The sequence below is a fragment of the Streptomyces silaceus genome (assembly GCF_001419745.1).
Lineage (GTDB): Bacteria > Actinomycetota > Actinomycetes > Streptomycetales > Streptomycetaceae > Streptomyces > Streptomyces silaceus.
In genome coordinates this window covers 1-25,845 of the sequence record NZ_LIRJ01000139.1, presented here as the reverse complement: position 1 = coordinate 25,845, position 25,845 = coordinate 1, and the positions used below count along the sequence as shown (strand labels likewise).

The following is a 25,845-nucleotide window of genomic DNA, read 5'->3' as shown; positions in this document are numbered from 1 at the left end:
TACTGACCGGCCAGTCCAAAGTGCTCGCGAATTCGTTTACGCTTTGGGGCGGTTTTGGTCTCGGGGGCGATGATCGTGAGGAGTGTGTCCGGTTTTGCCCCCGTCAGTTGAGCGACGCCACCGTGTGCGCGCCGGTTCCACGATCGTGCGCCGGGGGCGCGTGACCCCGGTCACGTTGGCCGGGCAAATCGGACACCATCTTTGTGCACGCGTTCACAAAGACATAGCCTGCATTCGACGGGGCGGTCTGGGGACGAGTGACCGCCTGCAGCCCCGCTCTACCCGCAGGAGCACCGTGGCAACTGGCCGAACTCACCGACCGGCGACCCGCAGCCGAGGAATTCCCGAGGCCACCGTCGCCAGGCTTCCGCTGTACCTCCGAGCCCTCACCGCTCTGTCGGAGCGCTCGGTGCCCACGGTCTCCTCCGAGGAGCTCGCGGCCGCCGCGGGGGTCAACTCCGCGAAGCTGCGCAAGGACTTCTCGTACCTCGGCTCGTACGGGACGCGTGGCGTCGGTTACGACGTCGAGTATCTCGTGTACCAGATCTCCCGCGAACTCGGCCTGACCCAGGATTGGCCGGTTGTCATCGTCGGCATCGGTAACCTCGGGGCCGCGCTGGCCAATTACGGCGGCTTCGCCTCGCGTGGTTTCCGGGTCGCGGCGCTGATCGACGCCGATCCGGCAATGGCCGGAAAGCCCGTCGCCGGAATGCCCGTGCAGCACACCGACGACCTCGAGAAGATCATCGAGGACAACGGCGTCTCCATCGGCGTCATCGCGACCCCGGCCGGGGCCGCCCAGCAGGTCTGCGAGCGGCTCGTCGCCGCCGGTGTGACCTCCATCCTGAACTTCGCGCCGACCGTCCTGTCCGTGCCGGACGGCGTCGACGTGCGCAAGGTCGACCTCTCCATCGAGCTGCAGATCCTCGCCTTCCACGAGCAGCGCAAGGCGGGGGAGGACGCGGCCCCCGAGGGCGCCGTGCCGCCCGCGCCGGGCAGGCAGCAGCGCAAGGGACCCGACGGGGACGTCCCCGCCGTGATGCCGGCATGAGTCTCCTGGTCGTCGGACTGAGTCACCGCAGCGCTCCGGTGAGCGTCCTGGAGCGCGCCGCGCTGTCCGTGGACGCGCAGGCCAAGCTGTTGCAGGACACCGTCGCCGCCGAGCCCGCCGCCGAGGCCGCGGTGCTCGCCACGTGCAACCGCATCGAGCTCTACGCCGACGTGGACAAGTTCCACGCGGGCGTCGCCGAGCTGTCCACGCTGCTCGCGCAGCACAGCGGCGTCGGCCTGGAGGAGCTCACCCCTTATCTGTACGTCCACTACGAGGACCGTGCCGTCCACCACTTCTTCTCGGTGGCGTGCGGGCTCGACTCGATGGTCGTCGGCGAGGGGCAGATCCTCGGCCAGATCAAGGACGCCCTGGCGCGCGCGCAGGAACTGCACACCGCGGGCAAGCTCCTCAACGACCTCTTCCAGCAGGCCCTCCGGGTCGGCAAGCGCGCGCACTCCGAGACCGGCATCGACCGGGCCGGGCAGTCGCTCGTGACCTTCGGCCTCGAACAGCTCGCCGCGCGCGAGCCGGTGGAGGCCTGGGCCAAGGGCAAGCGCGCCCTGGTCATCGGCGCGGGCTCCATGTCCTCGCTCGCCGCGGCGACGCTCGCGCGGGCCGGGGTCGCCGAGGTCGTCGTCGCCAACCGCACGCTGGAGCGCGCGCTGCGCCTCGCCGAGATCCTGACGGAGTCCGGCACGGGCGTGACCGCCCGCGCCGTCCCCATGGACGACGTGGCGGAAGAACTGACACGTGCCGATGTGGCCGTCTCCTGCACGGGCGCGACCGGCCTCGTGCTGACCGCGGACGCCGTCGCCGAGGCCGTCGCGGGCCGGCTGCCCGCCGCGGGCCGCCGCGCCGCGGACGTACCGGCGCAGGCCACGAGCGCCCCGGCGGACCAGGCCGCGCGGCCGGCCGCCGGTGACGACGGCTGCCCCGTCGACCTGTCCGAGCTGTCCGCCGCGCGCGGTTTCTCCGTCGCCGGTGACGCCGCCGTCGCCGGGATGGACGCCGCGACCCTGGAACAGCACGGCGCCTGGGTGGACAACGCCCCGGCCGAGCGCCGTACGCCCGCCGACCCGCAGGCCGACGCCGAGGCCATCGCCGCGCTGGTGGCGGCCGCGCGCGTCACCGGACGGCTGCCCGAGCGGCGCCGCGCCCCCGGCCCGTCGGCCTCGGCCGGCGCGGCCCGTACCGCCGTGCTCGCGCTCCTCGACCTCGCCATGCCCCGTGACATCGACGCCGCGGTGCACCGCCTCGAAGGGGTGCGGCTCGTCGACATCGAGTCGCTCGCCGAGGCGTCCGCGGACGCGCCGATGGCCGACGACGTGGAGAAGGTGCGCGGCATCGTCTCCGACGAGGTCGCCGCCTTCGGTGCCGCGCAGCGGGCCGCGCACATCACGCCGACCGTGGTCGCCCTGCGCACCATGGCCGCCGATGTGGTGGCCGGTGAGATCGCCCGGCTCGAAGGGCGGCTCCCGGGCCTTGAGGACAAGCAGCGCGCGGAGATCACCCAGACCGTGCGCCGTGTGGTCGACAAGCTGCTGCACGCGCCGACGGTGCGGGTCAAGCAGCTCGCGAGCGAGCCCGGCGGCACCGGGTACGCGGACGCCCTGCGCACGCTGTTCGACCTCGACCCGCAGACGGTCGCGGAGGTCAGCAGGGCCGACCACCTGAACAACGAGAACGACGACCCGAATCGAGGCCGGGCATGACCGACAAGGCTCTCAGGCTCGGGACCAGGCGCAGCAAGCTGGCCATGGCCCAGTCCGGCCAGGTGGCCGAAGCCGTACGGCAGGTGACGGGGCGACCCGTCGAGCTCGTGGAGATCACGACGTACGGCGACACCTCGCGCGAGCACCTGGCGCAGATCGGCGGCACCGGTGTGTTCGTCGCCGCGCTGCGCGAGGCGCTGGCCCGCGACGAGGTCGACTTCGCCGTGCACTCGCTCAAGGACCTGCCCACCGCGCAGCCGGCGGAGCTCACGCTCGCCGCGGTGCCGGTGCGCGAGGACCCGCGGGACGTGCTGGTCGCCCGGGACGGGCTGACGTTCTCCGAGCTGCCCGACGGCGCCCGCGTGGGCACCGGTTCGCCGCGCCGCATGGCGCAGCTGAACGCCTACGCGCGTGACCACGGCATGACCATCGAGACCGTCCCGATCCGGGGCAACGTCGACACCCGCATCGGGTACGTGCACAAGGGGGAGCTCGACGCCGTCGTGCTCGCCGCCGCCGGACTCAACCGTGTCGGCAGGATCGACGCGGTGACCGACTTCCTGTCGGTCGACACCGTTCTGCCCGCCCCCGGCCAGGGGGCACTGGCGATCGAGTGTGCCGCGCACAACGCGTCACTCGCCGCCGCGCTCGCGGAGCTCGACGACCCGTTCACGCGGGTCGCCGTCACCGCCGAGCGGTCCCTGCTCGCCGCCCTGGAGGCCGGCTGCAGCGCACCCGTGGGAGCGCTGGCCGACCTTCTGGCCGACGGACAGGTTGTCAAGGAAATGCGCCTGCGGGGCGTCGTCGGCAAGACCGACGGCTCCACGCTGGTGCAGCTGTCCACCACCGGTCCCGTGCCCGAGACGGAGACCCAAGCCATGGAGCTGGGCCGCGAACTCGCGGCCGAGATGCTCACCAAGGGCGCGGCCGGTCTGATGGGGGAGCGAGCACTTTGAGCCCCACCTCGAACCTTCCAGGCCTTCCCGCATGCGGGCACGTCACCTTCCTGGGTGCCGGACCCGGAGATCCGGGACTGCTGACACTGCGCGCCGTCGAGGCGCTGGCCCGAGCGGATGTGCTGATCGCCGAGCCGGATGTGCTCGACGTCGTCCGCGTGCATGCCAGGGGGGGTGTGGACACACCGCAGCCGGCGGTTGCTGACGATGCGTCAGCGGCCGTGGGAGCGCCCTCTTTGCGGGCCGCGGCCAATCTTGTCATGGAGGCCGCGCGGGGCGGCAGGCGGGTCGTGCGTGCGGTGGGCGGCGACCCCGGCCTCGACACGGACGCGGCCGAGGAGATGCTCGCCTGCGCCGCCGAGGGCATCCCCTTCGAGGTGGTGCCCGGCATCGCGGCCGCCGTCGGCGTGCCCGCGTACGCCGGTGTGCCGCTGCGGGACGCGCAGGGCACCGATGTCCGGTTCGTCGACGCGCGTACCGCGTCGGACCGCTGCTGGAGCGAGGTCGGCGCCTCCGACGGGACCGTCGTGGTCTCGACGGCGCTGGACTCCGTCGCGGCCGCCGCCGGTGAGCTGGTGACCGCGGGCCGCAAGCCGGACACCCCGATGACCGTGACCATCGCCGGTACGACGACGCGCCAGCGCACCTGGTCCGCGACGCTCGGCACCGTCGCGCAGGTCCTCAAGCAGGCCAAGGTGCTCCCGTCGCCGGACGGCGGCCAGCCCGTCATAGCCGTCGTCGGCGAGCGTTCCGCCGCCGCCCGCCGCGACCAGCTGTCGTGGTTCGAGTCGAAGCCGCTCTTCGGCTGGCGCGTGCTCGTGCCGCGTACGAAGGAACAGGCGGCCTCGCTCTCCGACCAGCTGCGCTCCTACGGCGCCGTGCCGCACGAGGTCCCGACCATCGCGGTCGAGCCGCCGCGCACGCCCCAGCAGATGGAGCGCGCGGTCAAGGGCCTGGTCACCGGGCGGTACGAGTGGATCGCCTTCACCTCGGTCAACGCGGTCAAGGCCGTCCGGGAGAAGTTCGAGGAGTACGGGCTCGACGCGCGTGCCTTCGCCGGGATCAAGGTCGCGGCCGTCGGCGAGCAGACCGCCGCCGCGCTGATCGCCTTCGGCGTGAAGCCCGACCTGGTGCCCAGCGGCGAGCAGTCGGCCGCCGGTCTCCTGGAGGACTGGCCGCCCTACGACCCCGTCTTCGACCCGATCGACCGGGTCTTCCTGCCGCGGGCCGACATCGCCACGGAGACGCTGGTCGCCGGGCTCATCGACCTGGGCTGGGAGGTCGACGACGTCACGGCCTACCGGACCGTGCGCGCCTCGCCGCCGCCGGCCGAGACGCGCGAGGCGATCAAGGGCGGCGGCTTCGACGCCGTGCTCTTCACGTCGTCCTCGACCGTGCGCAACCTCGTCGGCATCGCCGGCAAGCCGCACAACGTCACCGTGATCGCGTGCATCGGTCCGGCGACCGCCAAGACCGCCGAGGAGCACGGGCTGCGCGTCGACGTGATGGCTCCGGAGCCGTCGGTGCACAAGCTCGCCGAGGCGCTGGCGGAGTTCGGCGCGGCCCGGCGTGCCGCCGCGCTGGACGCCGGGGACCCTGTGACGCGGCCCAGTGAGCGTCGGCCGGGGTCCCGTCGGCGGCGTGTCGCCCCGTAGGTACCTTTGGGTGGGCGCCACCCCTTTTGGTGCTCCGCACCGGGGGTCGTGCCCACCCGTGCCGCCCTGCGGCACGCCTGCCCACAACAGGGCGCCCAGCGGTGAGAGGTGAGGGTTTCAGTGACGAAGTACGGGTCTTTCCCCGGCGCGCGGCCGCGGCGGTTGCGCACGACTCCCGCGATGCGGCGCATGGTCGCCGAGACGCGGCTGCATCCCGCCGACCTGATCCTGCCCGCGTTCGTGCGCGAGGGGATCAGCGAGCCGGTGGAGATCGGGGCGATGCCCGGCGTCTTCCAGCACACCCGCGACACCCTCAAGAAGGCCGCCGTCGAGGCGCTGGAGGCCGGTGTCTCCGGGATCATGCTCTTCGGCGTGCCGGAGGACTCCAAGAAGGACGCGCTCGGCACGCCCGGCACCGACCCGGACGGCATCCTCCAGGTCGCGCTCCGCGACGTGCGCGCCGAGGTCGGCGACGACCTCATCGTCATGTCCGACCTGTGCCTGGACGAGACCACCGACCACGGGCACTGCGGTGTGCTGGACTCCGAGGGCCGGGTCGACAACGACGCGACCCTTGAGCGGTACGCGGAGATGGCGCAGGTCCAGGCCGACGCGGGCGCCCACGTGGTGGGCCCGAGCGGCATGATGGACGGTCAGGTCGGCGTCGTCCGCGACGCGTTGGACCAGGTCGGCCACGAGGACGTGTCGATCCTCGCCTATACCGCCAAGTACTCCTCGGCCTTCTTCGGCCCGTTCCGCGAGGCCGTCGGCTCCTCCCTCAAGGGCGACCGCAAGACCTACCAGCAGGACCCCGCCAACACCCGTGAGTCGCTGCGGGAGCTGGCCCTGGACCTGGAGGAGGGCGCCGACATGGTGATGGTCAAGCCCGCGGGTCCCTACCTCGACATCCTGGCGCGCGTGGCCGACGCCGTGGACGTGCCGGTGGCCGCGTACCAGGTCAGCGGCGAGTACTCGATGATCGAGGCCGCCGCCGAGCGGGGCTGGATCGACCGGGACAAGGCGATCATGGAGTCGCTGACCGGGATCCGGCGCGCGGGCGCCAACATGATCCTGACGTACTGGGCCACCGAGGTGGCGCGCCAGTTGTAGCCGCTGGGGACGGCGGTGTGCTTGACCTCAAGCTCGCTTGAGGTCACAGGGTGGTGGGTGAAGACGTTCCCCCCTTCCTGAGGAGCACCCCATGCGCGCCGTCGTCCTGCACGCGTTCGGACCCGCCGAGAACCTGCGCCCGGAGACCCTGCCCGACCCCGTCGCCGGGGCCGGGCAGGTCCGTATCGCCGTGCGGGCGGCGGGAGTTCACTTCGTCGAGACGGTGATGCGGCGCGGCGAGGCCTCCGACATGGCGCCGCCGCTGCCGGAGCTGCCGGCCGTCTTCGGCGGCGAGGTCGCGGGCACCGTGGACGCCGTCGGGCCCGGCGTCGATCCCGCGTGGCTGGGCAGGGCGGTCGTCACCGCGCACGGCTCGCCCGGCGGGTACGCGGAGCTGGCCGTCGCCGGCGTCGAGGACCTGCACGAGGTGCCGGACGGCCTCGGCTTCGAGGCCGCCGTCGCCATGGTGGTCACCGGCGCGACCGCGATGGGGCTCATCGGGACCGCCCGACTGCGCCCGGACGACGTGGTGTTGGTGACCTCGGCGGCCGGGGGAGTGGGGCGGCTCGTCGTGCAGTACGCGCACGCGCTCGGCGCCACGGTCGTGGGCGCCGCGGGCGGCCCCGAGAAGGCGCACGCCGTGGGCGGGCTCGGCGCCGACATCGCCGTGGACTACAACCGCCCCGGCTGGCAGGAGGAGGTCCGTGAGCGGCTCGGCGGGCGGCCCGTCACCGCCGTCCTGGACGGCGTCGGCGGCGAGAAGGCCGCCGCGGCCTTCGAGTTGATCGGGGACGGCGGGCGCTACGTCGTCATCGGCTGGTCGTCGCAGCAGTCCTTCGAGCCGGACGAGCGGGTGCTCGCCGGGCGGAACATCACCTCCGTCAACGCCCTCCTGGAGATGCTGGCCCACCCCGAGCGCCAGCCGGGCCTGCGGCGGCGGGCCCTGGAGGCCGCGGGCCAGGGGGAGTTGAGGCCGGACGTGCAGACCTTCCCGCTGGCGCGGGCCGCCGAGGCGCACGCGGCCATGGAGCGGCGGGAGACTACCGGGAAGGTGGTGCTGGTGCCGTGACGGGCGCCAAGTCGGGCTCCGGCAATGGCTGTTGAGGCGGGGTTCCGGTGGCCTTCCGCCGGCGGGCGGGGGCGGTCAGGACCGCCAGGCAGGCGATGACCAGGGCGATGCCCAGCCAGCCGAGCGGGGGCAGGTGCTCGCCCACCACCGCGACCGCGAAGACCGCGGCCACCGCCGGTTCCAGGAGCGACAGGGTCGTCGCCGTGCTCACGGGTATGCGGGCCAGGCCGAAGCCGAAGAGCACGTATCCGGTGAACATCGGCACCAGCGCCATGTAGAGCCCCACGCCCGCGTTCCCCCACGAGGCGACCAGCGGGGCGCCGGTGAGGAGCAGCACCGGTACGAGCAGCAGCCCGCCCAGGCCGAACACCGCGCCCATGGCCGCGCGCGAGGCGGTGCCGCAGGTGATCAGGCGGTGCGCCGCCCACGCGTACACGGCGTACGTCAGGCCCGCGACCAGGCCGAGCGCGACACCGGCGACGGTCCGCCCGGCGGATCCGGACGACCCCGCACCGGTCCCGGACCCGCCCTGCGCGGCCTCGGCGGCGCACAGCAGCACCGTCCCCGCGAGGCCGAGCGCCGCACCGGCCGCCCACCGCCGGGAGAGCCGCCGCCCGTCCGCGATCCGCTCGATCAGCGCGGACGCGGGCGGCGCCGAGCCGAGGGAGACGACGGTGCCGACCGCGACCCCGGCCAGGTGCATCGACGTGTAGAACGCCAGCGGATACAGCGCCACGCCCGCGGCGCCGGCCAGCACCGTCGGCCACTGCGCCCGCAGCCGGGGCCGCTCCCGCACGATGCCGCGTCCGGCCATCAGGGCCTGCAGCAGTCCGCCGACGCCCATCGCCGCCGATCCGATGGCCAGCGGGCCCACGTCCGGGGCGAAGGTCGCCGCGGTCCCCGTCGTACCCCACAGCACCGAGGCGACCAGGACGGCGGCGGCGCCGGTGCCCGGCCCGGCCCGGCGGTTCACCGGCCGTTCTCCGCGAAGGTGCCGGCCGGGCCGCCCGGCAGGGCGTCCAACAGGCGTGCGGCCAGCTCGCGGGCGTGCCGCATGCGGGCGCCGTCGCCTTCGAGGCCCGAGCGCACGATGGCCCCTTCGAGGAGGAAGGCGAGGTGCTCGGCGGTGGCGGCGGCGTCGTCCGGGCGGCCGGGCAGCAGCTCCTGGAGGTGGGCGACGAGCAGCGCCTCGACCTCCTCCTTGTGGCGGCGGACCACGGTCCTGCCCTCGTGGCCGTTGGGCAGCTCGGCGGCGGCGTTGAGGAGTCCGCAGCCGCGGAAGCCGTGGTCGTAGGCCTGGTCGGCGTGGTCGGCGTAGGCCTCGAAGACGGCGAGGACGCCCTCCCGGGGGTTCCCGGCGCCCGCCAGGCGCCGCTCGTAGAGGCCGAGCCACTCCTCGTGGCGGGCCTGGAGGTAGGCGCGGACGAGGTCGTCCTTGGAGGCGAAGTTGTTGTAGAGGCTCATCTTCGCCACGCCCGCCTCTGCGGTGATCGTGTCGATGCCGGTGGCGGCGACGCCGTCGGCGTAGAAGCGGCGGGCGGCGGCGTCGAGGATCCGGCCGCGCGCGGCGCCCCGGCGACGCGGCTTCTCGGGCCGCTCGGGTGGCACCGGTCGCCCGGTCCGGTCCGGCCGGCCGGGCTGCTCCGTGGTGTCCTTCGCGTGCGGCACGCTCGCCCCTTCCCTTAATTAGGTAGACCAGTCTACCTAATATGCGAGACGGGGGAAGGGGTCAGTCCTTCTGGACGAGCAGTGTCAGACGGGAGAGGCCGTCCGCTCCGTGGCCCTGCTCCACCGCGCGGTCCAGCAGGTCCCGCAGCGGCTCGAAGAGACCGGCCCGCAGGCCCTGCTCGGCGAACGCGCCGGTGAAGTTGGGGAGCGCCGCCCGGTTCATGGCGAGGTTCGAGACGTCCGTGAGGTGCTGCCCGGAGTCCAGCGCCGCGGCGCCGCCCGGCACCAGACCGTGCGTCATGGCGACGATCCAGTCGGTGAGCAGCGGCGCGAACTCGCCCGCCGCGATGCCCTCGCTGCGGATCAGGGCGAAGGCCTGGGAGACGCCCAGCACCATGCCGTACATGCCGGTGAGCAGCGACAGGTCGTAGAGGGCGGCGAGGCCCGGGTCCTTGCCGACCCACTTGGTGTCGGCGAGCGCGGCGAGCGTCGGGCGGTGCGTCTCGAAGGCGGCCTCGTCGGTACCGCTGTAGAGGATGTACGCGCCGGGCGTGGCGATCATCTGCGGTACGGCCATGATGCCGCCGTCGAGGTAGGTGATGCCGTGCGTCGCCGCCCAGTCGGCCAACTCCCGTGCCTGGGCTGGGGTTCCGTTCGTGAGGTTCACGACGGTGCGGCCCGCGAGGGCCTCGGCCTCGGGGGCCAGCAGGGCCCGGACGTCGTCGTTGGTGGTGAGGCAGACGATGACCAGGCCGCTCGCGGTGACGGCCTCGCGCGCGGTGCCGGCGGGCGTCGCGCCCTGGGCGACGAGCGGGCCGGTCTTGGACGTGGTGCGGTTCCACACGGTGGTGGCGTGCCCCGCCTTGATGAGGGCGGCGGCGAGCGCGGTGCCCATCAGGCCGAGGCCGAGGACGGACACGGGGGCGGAGGCGGGGGCGGATTCGGCGGTCGTGTCGGGCGCGGGGTTGCCGGTGCTGGGCACGGGGGCTCCTTCGAGGGCGTTCCGTTCGGGGTACGCGTTTGATCCTCGTGGGGCGCGGAATGCCCGACAAGTACCGACTTTTTTGTGCGGTACTTACCAGAAGGTGTGTGAGCGGGGCGGCACGCACGCGGCGCGCCGCCCCGACCCGCCATGTCCTAGGCGCAGTTGAGCGCCGCCGTCTCCGCCGAGCCGAGCGTGACGTCGATGCCCGTGGCGCCGGTGATGTGCAGCGCCGTGACCTTGAGGCCGTCCGCCGTCTGGTCCTGGCCGATCCCGGTCCGTGCCGATCCCGGTCCGTGCCGATCCGGGTCCGTGCGGATCGCGGGGTCACCACATCAGCGCGGCGTCCCGCGTCGACTGCCAGTACGTGGTGGTCACCGTGCTGTCCACGTACACGCCGGCCGCCGGGAGCCGCACGGGCGCCTCCGGGCCCACGCTGCCGTCCATCGCGCGGTTGGAGAAGTACACGCCGAGACGGTGGGCGGTGTAGCCGTGCGCACCGCTGCCGTCGGCCGCCGACGTGGTGATGCCCGCGTACGCGCTCTGGCCGGGCTCCAGCGTGACGACCGCCTGCGGGACGGAGTCGTGGTTGACGGAGACGGCGGCCTGGGCGTCGTCGAAGCGGAGGGCGGGGGCGTTGTACGCGAAGCAGGGGGCGGTGCCGGTGTTGGTGGCGGTGAGCAGGAGGTGGTTCACGGGACTGGCGACCCTGGTGACCTTCACCTTGGTGTTGGCGGCGGTGCAAGTGACCGGCCGCTGGGCCGCCTTGGCCCCCGTGGCAGACGTGGCCGCCTCGGCCGGACGGGCTGCCTCCGAGGTCCCCGCCGGCTTGGCCGATCGGGCCGAATCGGCTGCCTTGTCGTCCTCGGTGAGCCGCTTGGCCGCGGAGTGCCCGGCCGTGTTCTGCTGGTCCGTCGACGCGGCCGCCAGAGCCGCCGCGCCCTCGTCGCGGGTGCCCATGCCGTCTGAACAGGCCGTCAGGGAGAGGGCGCCGAGCGCGACCGCGGTGGCGGCGAAGGTGCGGACGGCGAGAGAAGTGCGGGTGCGGGTGCTGGACATGGCTGATCCTTCGTGGGTCGTGCCAGGAGCGGCGTGCTTGGATGGCAACAGCCTGTGCGGCGATGCGTCCCGGCCGCCACAGGGGACGGGCAGTTGGGGACGGTGGAACATGCGCACCGGATCTGACCTGGGGGAACCGCCTGTCCCTGGAACGCGTGACTGGAATGGGGAGGGTGGACATGGCGTCGCTCGCGGAGCTGCTGCGGGAGCTCAAGGAGCGGTCCGGGCTCAGCTACGGAGTACTGGCCAAGCGGCTGCACATGAGTACGTCGACGCTGCACCGGTACTGCAACGGGGACGCGGTGCCCACCGAGTTCGCGCCGGTGGAGCGGCTGGCGCGGCTGTGCAAGGCGACGCCCGAGGAACTCGTCGAGGTCCACCGGCGGTGGATCCTCGCGGACGCGGCGCGGGGCAGGAAGGCGGAGCCGGAGCCCAGGAGCCGGCCGGCTGCCGCGTCCGCGTCCGAGCCCGAGTCCGCGTCCACGTCCGGGGCCACGCCGGGCGCCACGCGCGGCGCCTCGAACGGCTCCGCGCCCGGCACACCGAACGCCGCTCCGAACGCCGCTCCGAACGGCGCCGAGCCGACGTCCCCGACACGGCCGACCCCGGCCTCCGGCCCGTCGCAGGCCCACGCCCAGGCCCCTGAACAGGACGAGGGCCAGGACGAGGGCCAGGGCAAGGGCGAGGACCACGACCAAGTCGTCGTCCTCTCCACCCGCCCCCCGGCCCGCCGGAAGCGCGCCCTCGTCCTCGCGGCCGCCGTCGCCGCGGTCGTCGGGTTCGGCTCCCTTGCCCTCGCCCTGAGCGACGGCGGGAAGGGCGACGGGAAGAAGCGGGACACGGGCGCCGCTTCCCCCGCCTCCGGTGCCCCGACCGACGCCGATTCCGGTGACCGAAAGGGCAAGGACGGCGACAAGGACACGGACAAGGGCAAGGGCAAGGGCAAGGACGACGACAAGAAGAAGGACGGCCCGTCCGCGACGCCGTCCCGCAAGGGCGGCCCCGCGCCCGGCGCCTCCCACGACGAGGGCGAGGGGACCACGTCCGACGGGGGCTCGGGGGGCGGCGCCCTCGACCAGCCGCTGACGGCGCGCACCAGGCCGTACGCCTTCGACGACCCCTGCCTCCAGGACTTCCTGGTCAACCGCAAGGCCGACGAGGTGCCGCAGCCGCCCGCCGCGCAGGACGCGGCCGGCTGGGTCGGCGACCTCGGCGCGGTGCCGTCCGGTCAGCAGTTCATCGAGATCACCGTCCAGGGCCTGGGCAAGGACACGGTCGTCCTCCAGGACATGAACGTCCGCGTGCAGAGCACCAGCGCGCCGCTGGCCTGGAACAACTTCCAGATGGCGACCGGGTGCGGCGGCACCGTGAACACCAAGTCCTTCGCCGTCGACCTCGACGACGCGTCGCCGCGCGCCACGCCCAAGGCGGGCCAGCGCGACTTCCCGTACAAGGTCAGCGAGAACGACCCCGAGGTCTTCTACGTGATGGCCGACGCCGACCTGCACGACGTGCGGTGGTACCTGGAGCTGGAGTGGTCCAGCGGCAAGCGGCACAACGTGCTGCGCATCGACGACCAGGGCAAGCCGTTCCGCACCAGCGGCAGCAAGGGCCGCCCCACCTACGGCTGGCCGCCCGGCTACGACAAGTGGATCAAGCAGCCGGTCGGTTGATCCGGTACGCCCGGGTCCGTATCCCGGAATGGCGTGTGTAGACGGCACCCACGTGCTTAGGGTGCGGCAACAGCTGTTGTGAGCCGAAGGAGCCGTCGCCGTGACCGTCACCGAGCCAGCCCGCACCGACGCCCCCGTGCCCCCGCTCGCCGCGCGTGCCGCCGCGGTCGGGGGCTCGCCGGTACGGGACATCCTCGCGGTCACCGCGCGCCCCGAAGTCATCAACTTCGCGGGCGGCCTGCCCGCTCCCGGGCTCTTCGACGGCGAGGGCGTCGCGGCCGCCTTCCACGCGGTGCTCACCGAGACGCCCGAGCGGGCCCTTCAGTACTCCACGACCGAGGGCGAGCCCGCGCTGCGCGGCGCCCTGGCCGAGCGCATGACCGTGCGCGGCCTCGCGACCGGCGCCGACGACGTGCTCATCACCTCCGGCTCGCAGCAGGCGCTCTCGCTGCTCGCGACCGCGCTGGTCGAGCCGGGCGACACGGTCCTCGTCGAGAACCCCTGTTATCTGGCCGCGCTCCAGGTGTTCGGCTTCGCGGGCGCGCACGTCGTCCCCGTGCCCTGCGACGCGGACGGCATCGACCCGGACGCCCTCGACGAACTCGTCGCCCGGCACGCGCCCAAGCTGCTCTACACCGTCCCCACCTTCCAGAACCCGACCGGCCGCACCCTGCCCGCCGACCGCCGCGCCGCGATCGCCCGCGTCGCCCGGAGCCGCGGGCTGTGGGTCATCGAGGACGACCCGTACGGCGAGCTGCGCTTCGAGGGCGAGCGCGTGCCGTGGATCGCCACGTACCCCGGCGCCGAGGACCGCACCGTCCTGCTCGGCAGCTTCTCGAAGGTCATGGCGCCCGGCCTGCGCCTGGGCTGGCTGCGCGCGCCCGCCGCGCTGCTGCGGGCCTGCGCCGTCGCCAAGCAGGCCGCCGACCTGCACACCCCGACCGTCAACCAGCTCGCCGCGGCCCGGTACCTGGCCGACCGCGACCTGGACGCGCACGTCGCCCGCGTCGCGGGCGTCTACCGCGAGCGCCGCGACGCGATGCTCGCCGGGCTCGCCGACGCCCTGCCCGAGGGGGCGAGCTGGACCCGCCCGGAGGGCGGCATGTTCGTCTGGGCACGGCTGCCCGACGGCCACGACACGACGGAGCTGCTGCGCACGGTCATCACGCACAACGTGGCGTACGTGCCCGGGGCGCCGTTCTTCGCGGGCGAGCCGGACCGGGCGACCCTGCGGATGTGCTTCGTGACGCAGACCGTCGACGAGATAGCCGAGGGACTGCGCAGGCTCAGCGGCGCCCTGCGCCCCTGAGTCCCGCCGTCCACCACGCCGAAGGCCCGCCCCTCGCGAGAGGAGCGGGCCTTCGGTCGTACGGGCCTTCGGTCGTACAGCGGTCGTACGGGCCGTATCGGACGCCCGAGGCGATGCTCGGACGTCAGAGGCGCTCGGGCGTCCTGATGCCGAGCAGCGCCATGCCCTGGTGCAGCGTGCGCGCCGTGACGTCGCACAGGAACAGGCGGTTCTCGACCTGCTCCGGGGTGTCCGCCTTCAGGACCGGGCACTTGTCATAGAAGGACGTGTACAGCGAGGCCAGCTGGTAGAGGTACGCGGCCAGCTTGTGCGGGGCGTACTCCGCGGCGGCCTCGGCGAGGGTGTCGCCGAACGCGTCCGCGTGCAGGCCCAGCGCCCGCTCCGCCGGGGCGAGCGCGAGCTCCGGGTGCGCCACCGGGCCGGTCCCCGCGCCCGCCTTGCGGAGGATCGACTGGATACGGGCGTACGCGTACTGGAGATACACCGACGTGTCGCCGTTCAGCGACACCATCTGGTCCAGGTCGAACTTGTAGTCGCGGTTCGCCGACGTCGACAGGTCCGCGTACTTCACCGCGCCGATGCCGACCTGGGCGGCCCGCTCCTGGATCTCGTCCTCGGTGAGGTCCCGCGCCTTCTCCCGCACGACCTCGGCGGCGCGCTGCACCGCCTCGTCGAGCAGGTCCTCCAGGCGCACCGTCTCGCCCTCACGCGTCTTGAACGGCTTGCCGTCCGCGCCGAGCACCGTGCCGTAGCCCATGTTGTGGGCCGTGACCTCGTCGTTCAGCCAGCCCATCCGGCGGGCCGCCTCGAAGACCATCTTGAAGTGCAGCGACTGACGCACGTCCACCACGTACAGCAGGGTGGTGGCGTGCAGGCCGAGGACGCGGTCGCGGATCGCGGAGAGGTCCGAGGCCGCGTACCCGAATCCGCCGTCCGCCTTCTGCACGATCAGCGGGACCGGCTTGTCGTCCTTGCCCTTGATGTCGTCGAAGAACACGACGAGCGCGCCCTCGGAGCGGACCGCGACCCCCGACTCCTCCAGGAGCCGGGCCGTCTCGGCCATCATGTCGTTGTACGCCGACTCGCCGACGATCTCGTCGTCGCGGACCTCCATGTCCAGCTTCTCGAAGACCGAGTAGAAGTAGACCTTCGACTCGTCCACGAAGCGCTGCCACAGGTCCAGCGTCTCCTTGTCGCCGGACTGCAGGGCGACGACCCGCTTGCGGGCCCGCTCCTTGAACTCCTCGTCCGCGTCGAAGACCGCGCGCGACGCCTTGTAGACGCGGTTCAGGTTGCTCATCGCCTGCTCGCCGTCGACGTCGTCGGCCGGGGCCAGCTGGTCGGGGTTCTCGATCAGGTACTGGATGAGCATGCCGAACTGGGTGCCCCAGTCGCCGATGTGGTGGCGGCCGATCGTCTTCTCGCCGGTGAAGTCCAGCATGTGCCGCAGGGCGTCGCCGATGACGGCGGACCGCAGGTGACCGACGTGCATCTCCTTCGCCACGTTCGGCTGGGCGTAGTCGATGACCGTCGTGCCCGCCCGCGGGTTCAGCGGGACGCCGAGCCGGTCGCCGTCGGCGGCACGGGCCGCGAGGGTGCGGACGATCGCCTCGTCGGTGACCGTCACGTTCAGGAAGCCGGGGCCCGAGACCTCGACGTCCGCGAGCAGATCGCCCTTCTCGATGCCCGCGACGACCTGCGTCGCCAGCTCCCGCGGGTTGCCCTTGAGCTTCTTGGCGAGCGCCAGGATGCCGTTGGCCTGGAAGTCCGCCCGGTCGCTGCGTCGCAGCAGCGGGTCCGCGGAGCCGGCCTCCGGCAGGGCAGCCGAGAGGGCGTCCGCGAGGCGCTGGTGGACGGAGGCGGTGAGGGACGTGACCGGGGCCATGAGCTTCCGTTCTGGTAAATGGCGTGCAGGAATCTGTCCGTCGAGTGTCCCATGAGGAGGGACACCGCTTCGCCCGGATAAACGCAACCCCGGAGCGGGTCCTTCCGTCTGGGAGAATGGCAGACGCCAACTTCCGAGAACCCGAGGAAACCAGAGGACGTGCCGATCGTGGCAGCTCAGAGCGCAGATACCACCGACTGGGTCTCCCGCTATGCGGACGAGGTCATCGCCGAGTCGGAGCGTCGTGCCCCGGGCAAACCGGTCGTCGTCGCCTCCGGTCTCTCGCCCTCCGGCCCGATCCACCTCGGCAACCTCCGCGAGGTCATGACCCCGCACCTGGTCGCCGACGAGATCCGCCGCCGCGGGTACGAGGTCAGGCACCTGATCTCCTGGGACGACTACGACCGGTACCGCAAGGTCCCGGCCGGCGTCCCCGGCATCGACGAGTCCTGGGCCGAGCACATCGGCAAGCCGCTGACCTCGGTCCCGGCCCCGGCCGGCTCCGCGTACCCGAACTGGGCCGAGCACTTCAAGGCCGCGATGACCGAGTCGCTCGCCGAGCTGGGCGTGGAGTACGACGGCATCAGCCAGACCGCGCAGTACACCTCCGGGGTCTACCGCGAGCAGGTCCTGCACGCGATGAAGCACCGCGGCGACATCGACGCCATCCTCGACCAGTACCGCACCAAGAAGGACCCGGCGGCGGGCGGCAAGGGCGGCAAGAAGCAGCAGAAGCCGGTCGACGAGGCCGAGCTGGAGGCCGCCGAGGGCTCCGGCGCGGCCGGCGAGGACGACGGCAGCGGCGGCGCGGGCGGGTACTTCCCGTACAAGCCGTACTGCGGCCGGTGCGAGAAGGACCTCACGACCGTCGTCTCGTACGACGACGAGACCACCGAGCTCGTCTACACCTGCACCGCGTGCGGCTTCGGCGAGACCGTCCGGCTCAGCGAGTTCAACCGCGGCAAGCTGGTCTGGAAGGTCGACTGGCCGATGCGCTGGGCGTACGAGGGCGTGATCTTCGAGCCGTCCGGCGTGGACCACTCCTCGCCCGGCTCGTCCTTCGTCGTCGGCGGCCAGATCGTCCGGCAGATCTTCGACGGCGTGCAGCCCATCGGCCCGATGTACGCCTTCGTGGGCATCTCCGGCATGGCGAAGATGTCGTCCTCCAAGGGCGGTGTGCCCACCCCGGCCGACGCCCTGAAGATCATGGAGGCGCCGCTGCTGCGCTGGCTGTACGCGCGCCGCAAGCCCAACCAGTCCTTCAAGATCGCCTTCGACCAGGAGATCCAGCGGCTCTACGACGAGTGGGACAAGCTGGAGGCCAAGGTCGCCGACGGCTCCGTGCTGCCCGCCGACGCCGCCGCGCACACCCGCGCGGTGCGCACGGCCGCCGGTGAGCTGCCGCGCACCCCGCGCCCGCTGCCCTACCGCACGCTGGCCTCCGTCGCCGACATCACCGCCGGCGCCGAGGACCAGACCCTGCGGATCCTGGGCGACCTCGACCCGACCGCGCCGCTCGCCTCGCTCGACGAGGTCCGGCCGCGCCTCGACCGCGCCGAGAACTGGATCACCACCCAGGTCCCGGCCGAGGCCCGCACGATCGTCCGCTCCGAGCCGGACACCGAGCTCCTGTCGTCCCTGGACGACGAGGGCCGCGAGTCGCTGCGGCTGCTCATCGAGGGCCTCGACGACCACTGGTCGCTCGACGGCCTGACCCACCTGGTGTACGGCGTGCCGAAGGTGCGGGCCGGCTTCTCGGCGGACGCGACGGCCAAGGAGCTGCCGCCGGAGATCAAGGTCGCGCAGCGCTCGTTCTTCGCGCTCCTGTACCGCCTCCTGGTCACCCGCGAGACCGGGCCGCGGCTGCCCACGCTGCTGCTCGCGGTCGGTGCCGACCGGGTCAGGAAGCTGCTCGGCGCGTAGGACCACGGCGGCCGCCCGCGGGGATCGCGGGCGGCTGCATCCTTCGGACTACCCGCGATCTCCGCCGGGGGCAGGACGTTTCGGCGCCCGTCCCCGGAGATCGTGGAGTCATGAAGCAGATCATCGCCATCGTCGGATGGATCGTCGGAATCCAGGGCGCCCTCGGTGTCGTCGGGCGCACCTTTGACGACAGGCCCTGGGGCGCCCTGCACCAGTGGTGGGACATCTCCACGCCGCTCTACGTGCTGCTGGCCGTGGTCGGCGGCGCGCTCGCCCTCTACGGAGAGAGCGCCAAGGCACGGGCCAAGAGCCGGGCCTAGCGGCCTAGGCGATGTGGTCCTCCATCAGCTCGTCGTTGAGCCGGGCCGTGAACCTGTCCATGTAGGTGTTCAGCTCACGGGACTGCAGGCGCAGCCCGTACGTCGCCTCGACGTTCGCCGCGAACGCGCCCGGGGTGGGCATGCCCTCGCCCCCTATCGAGTACCGGAACACCTGGTAGAGGTCCTCGTCGGTGACGGCGGGCGCGGCCGGCGCGGGCTCGGGACCGGCGGCCGGCTCGGGCTCCTGGGCCGGTTCGGGCTCCGGCTGCGGGTGCTGCTGGGCCTGGGCCTGCTGGACCTGGTCGTCGGCCTGCGGCTGCGGCTGTGACTGTGACTGGGGGATGCCGTCGCCGAGGGGGCGCGTGCCGCCCGCGCCGTTCGGCACCGGGAACTCCTGCGCGTGCTCGGGGGAGCGCTGCTGGGGGAACTGCTGCTGTTCGTACTGCGCCTGTGCCTGTGCCTGTGCCTGTGCCTGGGCCTGCTCCTGGGTCTGGGGCCGGTGCTGGGCCTGCGCCTGCTCCTGCTGGAGGCGCTCCTGCTCGGCGTACCACTCGTCGTAGCGGGCCACGGGCGCGTACGAGGCGTTGTGGGCCGCGAACCAGGGGCTCTGGTGGGCGCCCGCGGGGGCGTCCTCGGCAGCCACCTCCTGGGCCGCCTCCTGCGCCGTCTCCCGCGCCGCCGCCGGGGCGGCCGTCAGCTCCGGCTGGTGCGGCTCCTTGGTCAGGTCCGCCGTGACCGCCGGCTGCTGCGGCCCCGGCGGGATCAACACCGGCTCGATGCCCGCCGCGGCGAGCCCCGCCGGAGCCGTCTCCGCCAGCGGCACCCCGATCCGCGCGAGCCGCAGCGGCATCAGCGACTCGACCGGCGCCTTGCGGCGCCAGCCGCGGCCGAACCGGGCCTGCAGGCGCGCCTGGTAGACGAGACGATCCTGCTCCAGCTTGATGACCTGCTCGTAGGAGCGCAGCTCCCACAGCTTCATCCGGCGCCACAGCTTGAACGTGGGGACCGGGGAGAGCAGCCAGCGGGTGAGCCGCACGCCCTCCATGTGCTTGTCGGCGGTGATGTCCGCGATCCGCCCCACCGCGTGCCGGGCCGCCTCTATCGTCACCACGAACAGCACCGGGATCACCGCGTGCATGGCGACGCCGAGCGGGTCACCCCAGCTCGCCGCCCCGTTGAAGGCGATCGTGGCGGCGGTGAGCAGCCAGGCCGTCTGCCGCAGCATGGGGAACGGCATACGGATCCACGTGAGCAGCAGATCCAGGGCGAGGAGCACACAGATGCCCGCGTCGATGCCGATCGGGAAGAAGTACGCGAAGCTGCCGAAGCCCTTCTTGAGGGCCAGTTCGCGTACGGCGGTGTACGACCCGGCGAAGCCGATGCCAGCGATGACCACCGCACCGGCGACGACCACGCCGATCAGCATCCGGTGAGTACGTGTCAGTTGCATCGCGGCCACCCGCGGTCCCCTCCCTGATCCGTCTGTTGCGTCGGACAGCCTGGCACACGTGTGCGGCGAGGTGTGGAGCGGTACGCGGGAAACGGGTGAGGCGGGGTCAGGACATCAGGCGCGGCAGCGCAGCATCTCCAGCGGCGGGTTGGCGCGGAAGTCCGCCCAGTGGTCCGTGCCGAACGCACGCACGCCCGCGTCGGAGACCTCCATCGGGACCCAGTCGACCTCGCTGAACCCGGCGGCCGCCAGGCACTTCTCGTAGACCTCGCGGCACGGGCGGGTGGCGACGAAGGAGACCGGCGGGTCGAGCAGCGCCGTGGTCAGCACGCGCGGGCCGATCTCGGCGTCCTCGCCGGTCGGTTCGCTGCGGAAGCCGTACTTCTCCGGGGAGGGCCCGTCGAAACGGAAGCCGGGCGACTGGTTGACGACGAAGAACGTGCCGCCCGGCCGCAGGCTCCGGTGCACCGCGCGGCACATCAGCTCCATGGTGGCGGCGTCCTGCGCGTAGTTGAGCAGATGGACGCCGAGGGCCACGTCGAAGGGCTCCTCCACGGGCGGCAGTTGGGACACGTCGCCGACCTCGTAGCGCACGCCGAGCGGCTCCTTCCTCTCCCACTCCCGTGCCACGGCGACCATCTCGCCGGAGATGTCGACGCCGAGCACCTCCGCGGCGCCGCGCCGCCTGAACTCCCGGCTGTAGAAGCCGGTCCCGCAGGCCAGGTCGAGCACCGACCTGCCCCGGACGTCCCCGACCAGGCCCAGGAACGCGGGCACCGCCACGTACTGCTCCAGCGGCAGGGCCTTGAAGCCCTCGTACGCCTCGCCGATCCCGTCGTACTGCTGCGTGCTCGCGCTCACCGTGCCGTCCTCCCCTGCGGGTGGTCATGTCCTCGGCAGTCTCTCCAGGTCCCGGCGGGCATCCGTACTGGCGGAAGCACCAAAGATCCGGACGGCGGCTCGTGTCTCTGGGGGCGGCGGGGGTGGGACGGCGGCGGGGCGGATACGCGAGGAGCCCGCCCCCTCAAGAGGGGGGCGGGCTCCGTCACGATCGCCTGGCGTCAGGCAGTGGTCATCGGGATCAGGCGGTGGTCACCACGTCAGGCCGTGGTCACCGGATCAGACCGTGGTCACCGGGTCAGGACTTGCTGCCGGCGGCCTTGTCCTTCGACTTGCCGCTGTCGTCGGCCTTGGCGTCGTCCGACTTCGCGTCGTCCGACTTGGAGCCGTCGGCCTTGGAGTCGTCGCTCTTCGCGTCATCGCTCTTCGAGTCGTCGCCCTTCGGCTTCTCGCTCGACTCCGGGGCCTTGCCCTCGTTGGCGGAGACGACCGCGGCGGCGGCCTCCTTCGCGGCCTTCCCCGCGTCCTTCGACAGGTCGCCGGCGTCGGGGGTCTTGTCGCCCGCGAGGCCCGCGCCGTTGAAGTCGATCGTCACGACGGCGTTCTCGACGCGCGTCACGACCGTCTGCTGCTTGAAGGTGTCCTTGTCCTTCTTCAGGTCGTACCGCACGAGCGTGGCCTGCTGGCCCACGCCCGACAGCTGCTCCGTCTTGACGCCCTTCGCGTCCTTGGTCTCCTGCGCGTCCGCGACCTGCTTGGCGTAGTTCTCCTGGGCGCGCTTGGCACCGCTGCCGAGCGAGGAGTCCGACTCGAAGCGCATCAGCGAGACGCGCAGCCAGCGGAACTGCGAGCCGTCCACGCCGTTGTTGTCGAGGCTGTCCCAGGAGCAGGAGCCGCGCAGGGCCGTGTCGCTGGACGTGCCGGCCTTGCCCGACGTGTCCTTCGCCTTCGGCACCAGGTCCTCGAGGGTCTTCTTCGACAGGACCTTGCAGGGCTCGGGAAGCTTGGCGTACGCGGCCTTCTCCACCGTCACGGGCTTCTCGCCGGCCTTGGCCGACGCGGAGGCCTTCGGGCTCGACTCCTTCTTGGCGCCGTCGGAGCCGGAGTCGGAGTCGGAGGAGCAGCCGGAGGCGACGAGGATCACCGGTACGGCGGCCGCGCAGACGAGGAGGCGGCTGCGGAGCTGTCGCTTTCGCTGTGCAGGTCGGTGCATGGTTCCTTCACTCAGTTCGTCTCGTGACGTACGTCCAGTTCGTCTCGTGACGTCGTCGGGTCCGAGGGGCCACGGTACGCGCATGCGACGGGGGACGACTCCGGTTCACCGGAGCCGGAGCCCCGGTCACGGCCGCCCCGGCCGTCGGCTACTCGTCGAAGTCGCCGGCCAGCCGGTCGGCCAGTTCAAGGGCCTTGTCCTGCATTTCCTTGCTGTCCGGGACGTCCGTGCGGCGGCCGGGCTGCTCGTCGTACTCGATGGTCACGATGACGTTCGACGTGCGGAACACCACAGTCACGGTGCGGTGACGGCTGGCGGAGGCGGAGGCGGCGAGGGCGTCGTCGAGGAAGGCCTCGTCACCGAGGTCGTCGAGGGTGCGGGGCTCCAGGCCGGGCGGCGGGGTGGCGGCCTGAGAGGCCCCGTCCCCCCCGTCCTTCGCGTCGGCCTTATCTCCCTCGTCCCCCTTGTCGCCCTTTCCGTCCTTCTCGCCCTTGTCGTCGTCGGCGGTGTCGCTCCGGCCGTTCTTGCCGCCCTGGGCCTTGTCGCCGCCCTCGGGGTCGTCGGCCTTGCCGGACTCCTCCGTGGACTCGGCGTCCGCGCCGTCGCCCTCGTCCGCCGGGTCCGAGGTGCTCGGCTCGGGCAGGTCGGCGTCCCGCAGCTTCGTCGCGTAGACCTCGGCGGCGCGGTCGTCGTCGCTGACCGTGCCGTCGTACGAGACGACGCGCTCGAAGTCGACGAGGAGGTGGTGGGAGGCGTCGGAGGACTGGACCTTCCAGCTGCATCCCACGCGCCGGTCGGTGTCGTACGTCCCGGTGGGCGTGCCCTCGTACGCCTTCTCGCGCTGCTCGGTGTCGTCCATCTCCGCGATGCCGGGCAGCAGCGCGTCGAGGGTGCCGCGGTCGATCTCGCCGCAGGGCTCGGGGAGCGTGCGGTACTTGCCGGGCTGGGCCGGGGCGGTCGAACTGCCGCCGTCGCCCGGCTTGGAGTCGTCGCTCTCGTCGCCGAGGCCCGAACCGCCGCTGCAGCCCGCGAGCAGTGTCGCCGCGAGGAGCGCGGCGACACCGGGAACACAGGCCTTGGCCTTCCGCTGCACCGTGATGGCTCCTCTCGCGTGGTCAGCCCGATCGGCTGATTGTGCCTGGATATTCGGTTGCCGCCGGCAGACGGCCGGTGGACACAATGTCTATCGCACGCGCTGCCGTGGATGCCGGTCCGATACCCCTTTCGTCGACCTTGGCTCCGGTATTTGCGCTTCCTGACTTGTGTTTGTTTTCGGGGGAAAGAGGACGATATGTCGTACGTAGAGGTTCCTGGCGCGAAGGTACCGATCCGGATGTGGGCGGACCCGACGTCGGTCGAGGACTCGGCGATGCAGCAGCTGCGGAACGTGGCGACGCTCCCGTGGATCAAGGGCCTCGCGGTCATGCCGGACGTCCACTTCGGCAAGGGCGCGACGGTCGGTTCGGTGATCGCGATGCAGGGCGCGGTCTGCCCGGCGGCGGTCGGCGTCGACATCGGCTGCGGGATGAGCGCCGTCAAGACGTCGCTCACCGCCAACGACCTTCCGGGCGACCTGTCGCGGCTGCGCTCGAAGATCGAGCAGGCGATTCCGGTGGGGCGCGGAATGCACGACGACCCCGTCGAGCCGGGGGGCTTCCACGGTCTGGCGACCGCGGGCTGGGACGACTTCTGGTCCCGTTTCGACGGGGTGGCCGAGGCGGTCAGGTTCCGTCGTGGGCGAGCTGCTGCGCAAATGGGGACACTTGGCTCGGGCAACCACTTCTGGGAGCTTTGCCTTGATTCGGACAATTCGGTCTGGATCATGCTGCACTCGGGATCCCGGAACATCGGCAAGGAACTGGCGGACCACCACATCGGCCAGGCCCGGAAGCTGCCGCACAACCAGGGACTCGTGGATCGGGATCTCGCCGTCTTCATCGCGGACACTCCGCAGATGGCGGCGTACCGGCACGACCTGTTCTGGGCGCAGGAGTACGCGAAGTACAACAGGGCCATGATGATGGCGCTCTCCCAGGACGTGATCCGCCGAGAGTTCAAGAAGGCGAAGGTGACCTTCGGCGACGTCATTTCGTGTCACCACAACTACGTCAGCGAAGAGCGCTACGACGGCATGGACCTGCTGGTCACGCGGAAGGGCGCGATCCGCGCCGGCAGCGGTGACTACGGGATCATTCCCGGCTCGATGGGCACCGGTTCGTACATCGTGAAGGGCCTCGGCAACGCGGCGTCCTTCAACTCGGCCTCGCACGGCGCGGGCCGGCGGATGAGCCGGGGCGCGGCGAAGCGGCGCTTCTCGACGAAGGACCTGGAGGAGCAGACGCGGGGCGTCGAGTGCCGTAAGGACTCGGGCGTCGTGGACGAGATCCCGGGTGCGTACAAGCCGATCGAGAAGGTCATCGACCAGCAGCGCGACCTCGTCGAGGTCGTGGCGAAGCTGAAGCAGGTCATCTGCGTGAAGGGCTGACCGCGGGGCGGCGTTCTTGGGGCGGTGCTCTGGGAGCGGTGCTCCTTTGAGTGCCCCGTGAGTGCCCCGTGAGTGCTCCTTGAGCGCTACTCCGCGTGCTTGATCGCGTAGATCATGATGAATGCCACCAGGTGGATGCCGAAGAGGAAGTACGCGAGGTACCACCACACCAGGCGTTCGTTCTTCTTCTCCTCCGTGAGGCGGCGGGCCTCGTGCTCGTGGGTGAGGCGTTCGAGCGGGTCGGGGGAGTCGGCGGAGTACGCGGGGGCGCCGGGGTCGTCGCCGGGCAGGCCCATCGTCACGACTCCCTGTGGACCTTGGTGTTGGAGGCCTGGGCGCGCGGGCGGACCACCAGGAGGTCGACGTTCACGTGCGGCGGGCGGGTGACCGCCCAGGTGATGGTGTCCGCCACGTCGTCGGCGGTGAGCGGCTCGGCGACGCCCGCGTAGACCTTCGCCGCCTTCTCGGCGTCGCCGCCGAAGCGGGTCAGCGCGAACTCGTCCGTCTTGACCATGCCCGGGGCGATCTCGATGACGCGGACCGGGGTGCCGACGATCTCCAGGCGGAGGGTCTCGGCGAGGACGTGCTCGCCGTGCTTGGCGGCCGCGTAGCCGCCGCCTCCCTCGTACGTGGCGTGTCCGGCGGTGGAGGAGAGGACGACCACCGTGCCGTCGCCGCTCGCGGTGAGCGCGGGCAGCAGGGCCTGCGTCACGTTCAGGGTGCCGATGACGTTCGTCTCGTACATCCGGCGCCAGTCGGCGGGGTCGCCCGTGGCGACGCTGTCCGCGCCGAGCGCGCCGCCCGCGTTGTTCACGAGGACCGCGACCTTCTTGAAGGCCGTCGCGAAGGTGTCCACGGCCGCGCGGTCGGTGACGTCGAGCGCGTACGCGACCGCGTCGTGCCCGGCGGCGGTCAGCTCGGCGGCCAGCGCCTCGATGCGGTCCTTGCGGCGCGCGGTCAGCACGACGCGGTAGCCGGCGGCGGCGAGGCCGTGCGCGGTGGCGGCCCCGATGCCGCTGCTCGCGCCGGTGACGATCGCGATGCGGGTGGCGGCGGCGGTCATGGTGCGCTCCTCGGGGGCCTCGGGGGAGGGGTCGACGTCAGGATATGCGGGCCGTTCAGCGGCCTCGCGGGGCGTACATGATCACGGCCATTCCGGCGAGGCAGATCAGGGCGCCGAGTACGTCCCACCGGTCGGGCCGGTAGCCGTCCGCGACCATGCCCCAGGCGATGGAACCCGCGACGAAGATGCCGCCGTACGCGGCGAGGATGCGGCCGAACTCGGCGTCCGGCTGGAGGGTGGCGATGAAGCCGTAGATGCCGAGGGCGATGACGCCGGCGCCGATCCAGGCCCAGCCCTTGTGCTCGCGCACGCCCTGCCAGACGAGCCAGGCGCCGCCGATCTCGAAGAGCGCGGCGACGGCGAAGAGGGCGGCGGAGCGGGCGATCAGCATGGTCATCAGGGTGGCATGTGCGGGGCGGGTG

The 25,845-nt window shown here is 72.3% G+C and carries 23 protein-coding genes; 11 read left to right on the top strand and 12 right to left on the bottom strand.

The window, feature by feature from the left end; translation table 11 throughout:
• The first annotated feature begins 295 nt into the window (after positions 1-295).
• From AOK22_RS15075 to AOK22_RS15050, 6 genes are all read left to right on the top strand, one after another.
• On the top strand, positions 296-1,051 hold the full coding sequence (locus tag AOK22_RS15075) for a redox-sensing transcriptional repressor Rex (RefSeq protein ID WP_055699154.1): 756 nt from the start codon (positions 296-298) through the stop codon (positions 1,049-1,051).
• Positions 1,048-2,763 carry a glutamyl-tRNA reductase gene (locus tag AOK22_RS15070; protein ID WP_055699153.1) on the top strand — a complete coding sequence of 572 codons (1,716 nt, stop codon included), beginning with the start codon at positions 1,048-1,050 and terminating at the stop codon, positions 2,761-2,763. The genes AOK22_RS15075 and AOK22_RS15070 overlap by 4 nt, the downstream gene beginning before the upstream one ends.
• Positions 2,760-3,719, top strand: coding sequence for a hydroxymethylbilane synthase (gene hemC / locus AOK22_RS15065; RefSeq protein WP_055699152.1), 960 nt, complete (start codon positions 2,760-2,762; stop codon positions 3,717-3,719). The genes AOK22_RS15070 and hemC overlap by 4 nt, the downstream gene beginning before the upstream one ends.
• The gene (locus AOK22_RS15060; protein WP_055699151.1) at positions 3,716-5,374 is read left to right on the top strand and encodes a bifunctional uroporphyrinogen-III C-methyltransferase/uroporphyrinogen-III synthase; all 1,659 of its coding nucleotides are present in this window, start codon (positions 3,716-3,718) and stop codon (positions 5,372-5,374) included. The genes hemC and AOK22_RS15060 overlap by 4 nt, the downstream gene beginning before the upstream one ends.
• Positions 5,375-5,494: 120 nt before the next feature.
• Positions 5,495-6,484, top strand: coding sequence for a porphobilinogen synthase (hemB, locus tag AOK22_RS15055; protein ID WP_079036573.1), 990 nt, complete (start codon positions 5,495-5,497; stop codon positions 6,482-6,484).
• 91 nt (positions 6,485-6,575) lie between these two features.
• Positions 6,576-7,553 (top strand): zinc-binding dehydrogenase, encoded by a 978-nt coding sequence (locus AOK22_RS15050; protein ID WP_055699149.1) that lies wholly within the window; start codon positions 6,576-6,578, stop codon positions 7,551-7,553.
• Here the strand turns inward: AOK22_RS15050 and AOK22_RS15045 are convergent.
• From AOK22_RS15045 to AOK22_RS15030, 4 genes are all read right to left on the bottom strand, one after another.
• Positions 7,525-8,526 carry a DMT family transporter gene (locus tag AOK22_RS15045; protein ID WP_055699148.1) on the bottom strand — a complete coding sequence of 334 codons (1,002 nt, stop codon included), beginning with the start codon at positions 8,524-8,526 and terminating at the stop codon, positions 7,525-7,527. The two genes, AOK22_RS15050 and AOK22_RS15045, sit on opposite strands and share 29 nt — an antisense overlap.
• On the bottom strand, positions 8,523-9,161 hold the full coding sequence (locus tag AOK22_RS15040) for a TetR/AcrR family transcriptional regulator (RefSeq protein ID WP_055699167.1): 639 nt from the start codon (positions 9,159-9,161) through the stop codon (positions 8,523-8,525). The genes AOK22_RS15045 and AOK22_RS15040 overlap by 4 nt, the downstream gene beginning before the upstream one ends.
• A 121-nt stretch (positions 9,162-9,282) precedes the next feature.
• Positions 9,283-10,203 carry an NAD(P)-dependent oxidoreductase gene (locus tag AOK22_RS15035; RefSeq protein WP_244164804.1) on the bottom strand — a complete coding sequence of 307 codons (921 nt, stop codon included), beginning with the start codon at positions 10,201-10,203 and terminating at the stop codon, positions 9,283-9,285.
• 327 nt (positions 10,204-10,530) lie between these two features.
• A complete protein-coding gene (locus tag AOK22_RS15030; RefSeq protein ID WP_063795260.1) occupies positions 10,531-11,262 on the bottom strand; it encodes a DUF4232 domain-containing protein in 732 nt (243 codons plus the stop codon).
• A gap of 179 nt (positions 11,263-11,441) precedes the next feature.
• Between AOK22_RS15030 and AOK22_RS15025 the strand changes: the two genes are divergently transcribed.
• Complete coding sequence (locus tag AOK22_RS15025; protein ID WP_063795261.1) at positions 11,442-12,935, top strand: helix-turn-helix domain-containing protein; 1,494 nt, start codon at positions 11,442-11,444, stop codon at positions 12,933-12,935.
• 100 nt (positions 12,936-13,035) lie between these two features.
• Positions 13,036-14,244: an aminotransferase-like domain-containing protein gene (locus AOK22_RS15020; RefSeq protein ID WP_055699146.1), complete on the top strand. Its 1,209-nt coding sequence runs from the start codon at positions 13,036-13,038 to the stop codon at positions 14,242-14,244.
• A gap of 124 nt (positions 14,245-14,368) precedes the next feature.
• Here the strand turns inward: AOK22_RS15020 and argS are convergent, their stop codons facing one another.
• Positions 14,369-16,129 (bottom strand): arginine--tRNA ligase, encoded by a 1,761-nt coding sequence (gene argS, locus AOK22_RS15015; RefSeq protein ID WP_055699145.1) that lies wholly within the window; start codon positions 16,127-16,129, stop codon positions 14,369-14,371.
• Between the two features lie 159 nt (positions 16,130-16,288).
• Here argS and lysS point away from each other — a divergent pair, with 159 nt between their 5' ends.
• Positions 16,289-18,052, top strand: coding sequence for a lysine--tRNA ligase (gene lysS, locus AOK22_RS15010; protein WP_055699144.1), 1,764 nt, complete (start codon positions 16,289-16,291; stop codon positions 18,050-18,052).
• Between the two features lie 110 nt (positions 18,053-18,162).
• Complete coding sequence (locus AOK22_RS15005; RefSeq protein WP_055699143.1) at positions 18,163-18,372, top strand: hypothetical protein; 210 nt, start codon at positions 18,163-18,165, stop codon at positions 18,370-18,372.
• Between the two features lie 4 nt (positions 18,373-18,376).
• Here AOK22_RS15005 and AOK22_RS15000 read toward each other — a convergent pair whose 3' ends face one another.
• The 4 genes from AOK22_RS15000 to AOK22_RS14985 all read right to left on the bottom strand — a co-directional run bounded on the left by AOK22_RS15000 (position 18,377) and on the right by AOK22_RS14985 (position 22,968).
• A complete protein-coding gene (locus tag AOK22_RS15000; RefSeq protein ID WP_055699165.1) occupies positions 18,377-19,822 on the bottom strand; it encodes a DUF2637 domain-containing protein in 1,446 nt (481 codons plus the stop codon).
• A 114-nt stretch (positions 19,823-19,936) separates the two neighbouring features.
• Complete coding sequence (locus AOK22_RS14995; protein ID WP_055699142.1) at positions 19,937-20,683, bottom strand: class I SAM-dependent methyltransferase; 747 nt, start codon at positions 20,681-20,683, stop codon at positions 19,937-19,939.
• Positions 20,684-20,960: 277 nt separating this feature from the next.
• Positions 20,961-21,875: a DUF3558 domain-containing protein gene (locus AOK22_RS14990; protein ID WP_079036572.1), complete on the bottom strand. Its 915-nt coding sequence runs from the start codon at positions 21,873-21,875 to the stop codon at positions 20,961-20,963.
• 148 nt (positions 21,876-22,023) lie between these two features.
• Positions 22,024-22,968, bottom strand: a complete 945-nt coding sequence (locus AOK22_RS14985; RefSeq protein WP_055699141.1) for a hypothetical protein — start codon at positions 22,966-22,968, stop codon at positions 22,024-22,026.
• A gap of 198 nt (positions 22,969-23,166) precedes the next feature.
• Here AOK22_RS14985 and AOK22_RS14980 point away from each other — a divergent pair, with 198 nt between their 5' ends.
• A complete protein-coding gene (locus tag AOK22_RS14980; RefSeq protein WP_055699140.1) occupies positions 23,167-24,360 on the top strand; it encodes an RtcB family protein in 1,194 nt (397 codons plus the stop codon).
• 86 nt (positions 24,361-24,446) lie between these two features.
• On the opposite strand, the gene AOK22_RS14975 is transcribed toward AOK22_RS14980, so the two are convergent.
• From AOK22_RS14975 to AOK22_RS14965, 3 genes are read right to left on the bottom strand one after another with little or no spacing between them, the layout of a single operon-like run.
• The gene (locus tag AOK22_RS14975) at positions 24,447-24,656 is read right to left on the bottom strand and encodes a hypothetical protein (protein ID WP_055699139.1); all 210 of its coding nucleotides are present in this window, start codon (positions 24,654-24,656) and stop codon (positions 24,447-24,449) included.
• 2 nt (positions 24,657-24,658) lie between these two features.
• Positions 24,659-25,423 (bottom strand): SDR family NAD(P)-dependent oxidoreductase, encoded by a 765-nt coding sequence (locus AOK22_RS14970; protein WP_055699138.1) that lies wholly within the window; start codon positions 25,421-25,423, stop codon positions 24,659-24,661.
• Positions 25,424-25,478: 55 nt separating this feature from the next.
• The gene (locus AOK22_RS14965) at positions 25,479-25,814 is read right to left on the bottom strand and encodes a YnfA family protein (protein WP_055699163.1); all 336 of its coding nucleotides are present in this window, start codon (positions 25,812-25,814) and stop codon (positions 25,479-25,481) included.
• Positions 25,815-25,845: the final 31 nt, after the last annotated feature.

Excerpts from the sequence above, each read along its gene's own strand:
- AOK22_RS14990 (WP_079036572.1), bottom strand. The coding sequence starts at position 21,875 with ATGCACCGACCTGCACAGCGAAAGCGACAGCTCCGCAGCCGCCTCCTC.
- AOK22_RS14980 (WP_055699140.1), top strand. The coding sequence starts at position 23,167 with ATGTCGTACGTAGAGGTTCCTGGCGCGAAGGTACCGATCCGGATGTGG.
- AOK22_RS15005 (WP_055699143.1), top strand. The coding sequence starts at position 18,163 with ATGAAGCAGATCATCGCCATCGTCGGATGGATCGTCGGAATCCAGGGC.
- AOK22_RS15070 (WP_055699153.1), top strand. The coding sequence starts at position 1,048 with ATGAGTCTCCTGGTCGTCGGACTGAGTCACCGCAGCGCTCCGGTGAGC.
- AOK22_RS15050 (WP_055699149.1), top strand. The coding sequence starts at position 6,576 with ATGCGCGCCGTCGTCCTGCACGCGTTCGGACCCGCCGAGAACCTGCGC.
- AOK22_RS15000 (WP_055699165.1), bottom strand. The coding sequence starts at position 19,822 with ATGCAACTGACACGTACTCACCGGATGCTGATCGGCGTGGTCGTCGCC.
- AOK22_RS15030 (WP_063795260.1), bottom strand. The coding sequence starts at position 11,262 with ATGTCCAGCACCCGCACCCGCACTTCTCTCGCCGTCCGCACCTTCGCC.
- AOK22_RS14965 (WP_055699163.1), bottom strand. The coding sequence starts at position 25,814 with ATGCTGATCGCCCGCTCCGCCGCCCTCTTCGCCGTCGCCGCGCTCTTC.
- argS (WP_055699145.1), bottom strand. The coding sequence starts at position 16,129 with ATGGCCCCGGTCACGTCCCTCACCGCCTCCGTCCACCAGCGCCTCGCG.
- AOK22_RS14975 (WP_055699139.1), bottom strand. The coding sequence starts at position 24,656 with ATGGGCCTGCCCGGCGACGACCCCGGCGCCCCCGCGTACTCCGCCGAC.
- hemC (WP_055699152.1), top strand. The coding sequence starts at position 2,760 with ATGACCGACAAGGCTCTCAGGCTCGGGACCAGGCGCAGCAAGCTGGCC.
- AOK22_RS15025 (WP_063795261.1), top strand. The coding sequence starts at position 11,442 with ATGGCGTCGCTCGCGGAGCTGCTGCGGGAGCTCAAGGAGCGGTCCGGG.
- AOK22_RS14970 (WP_055699138.1), bottom strand. The coding sequence starts at position 25,423 with ATGACCGCCGCCGCCACCCGCATCGCGATCGTCACCGGCGCGAGCAGC.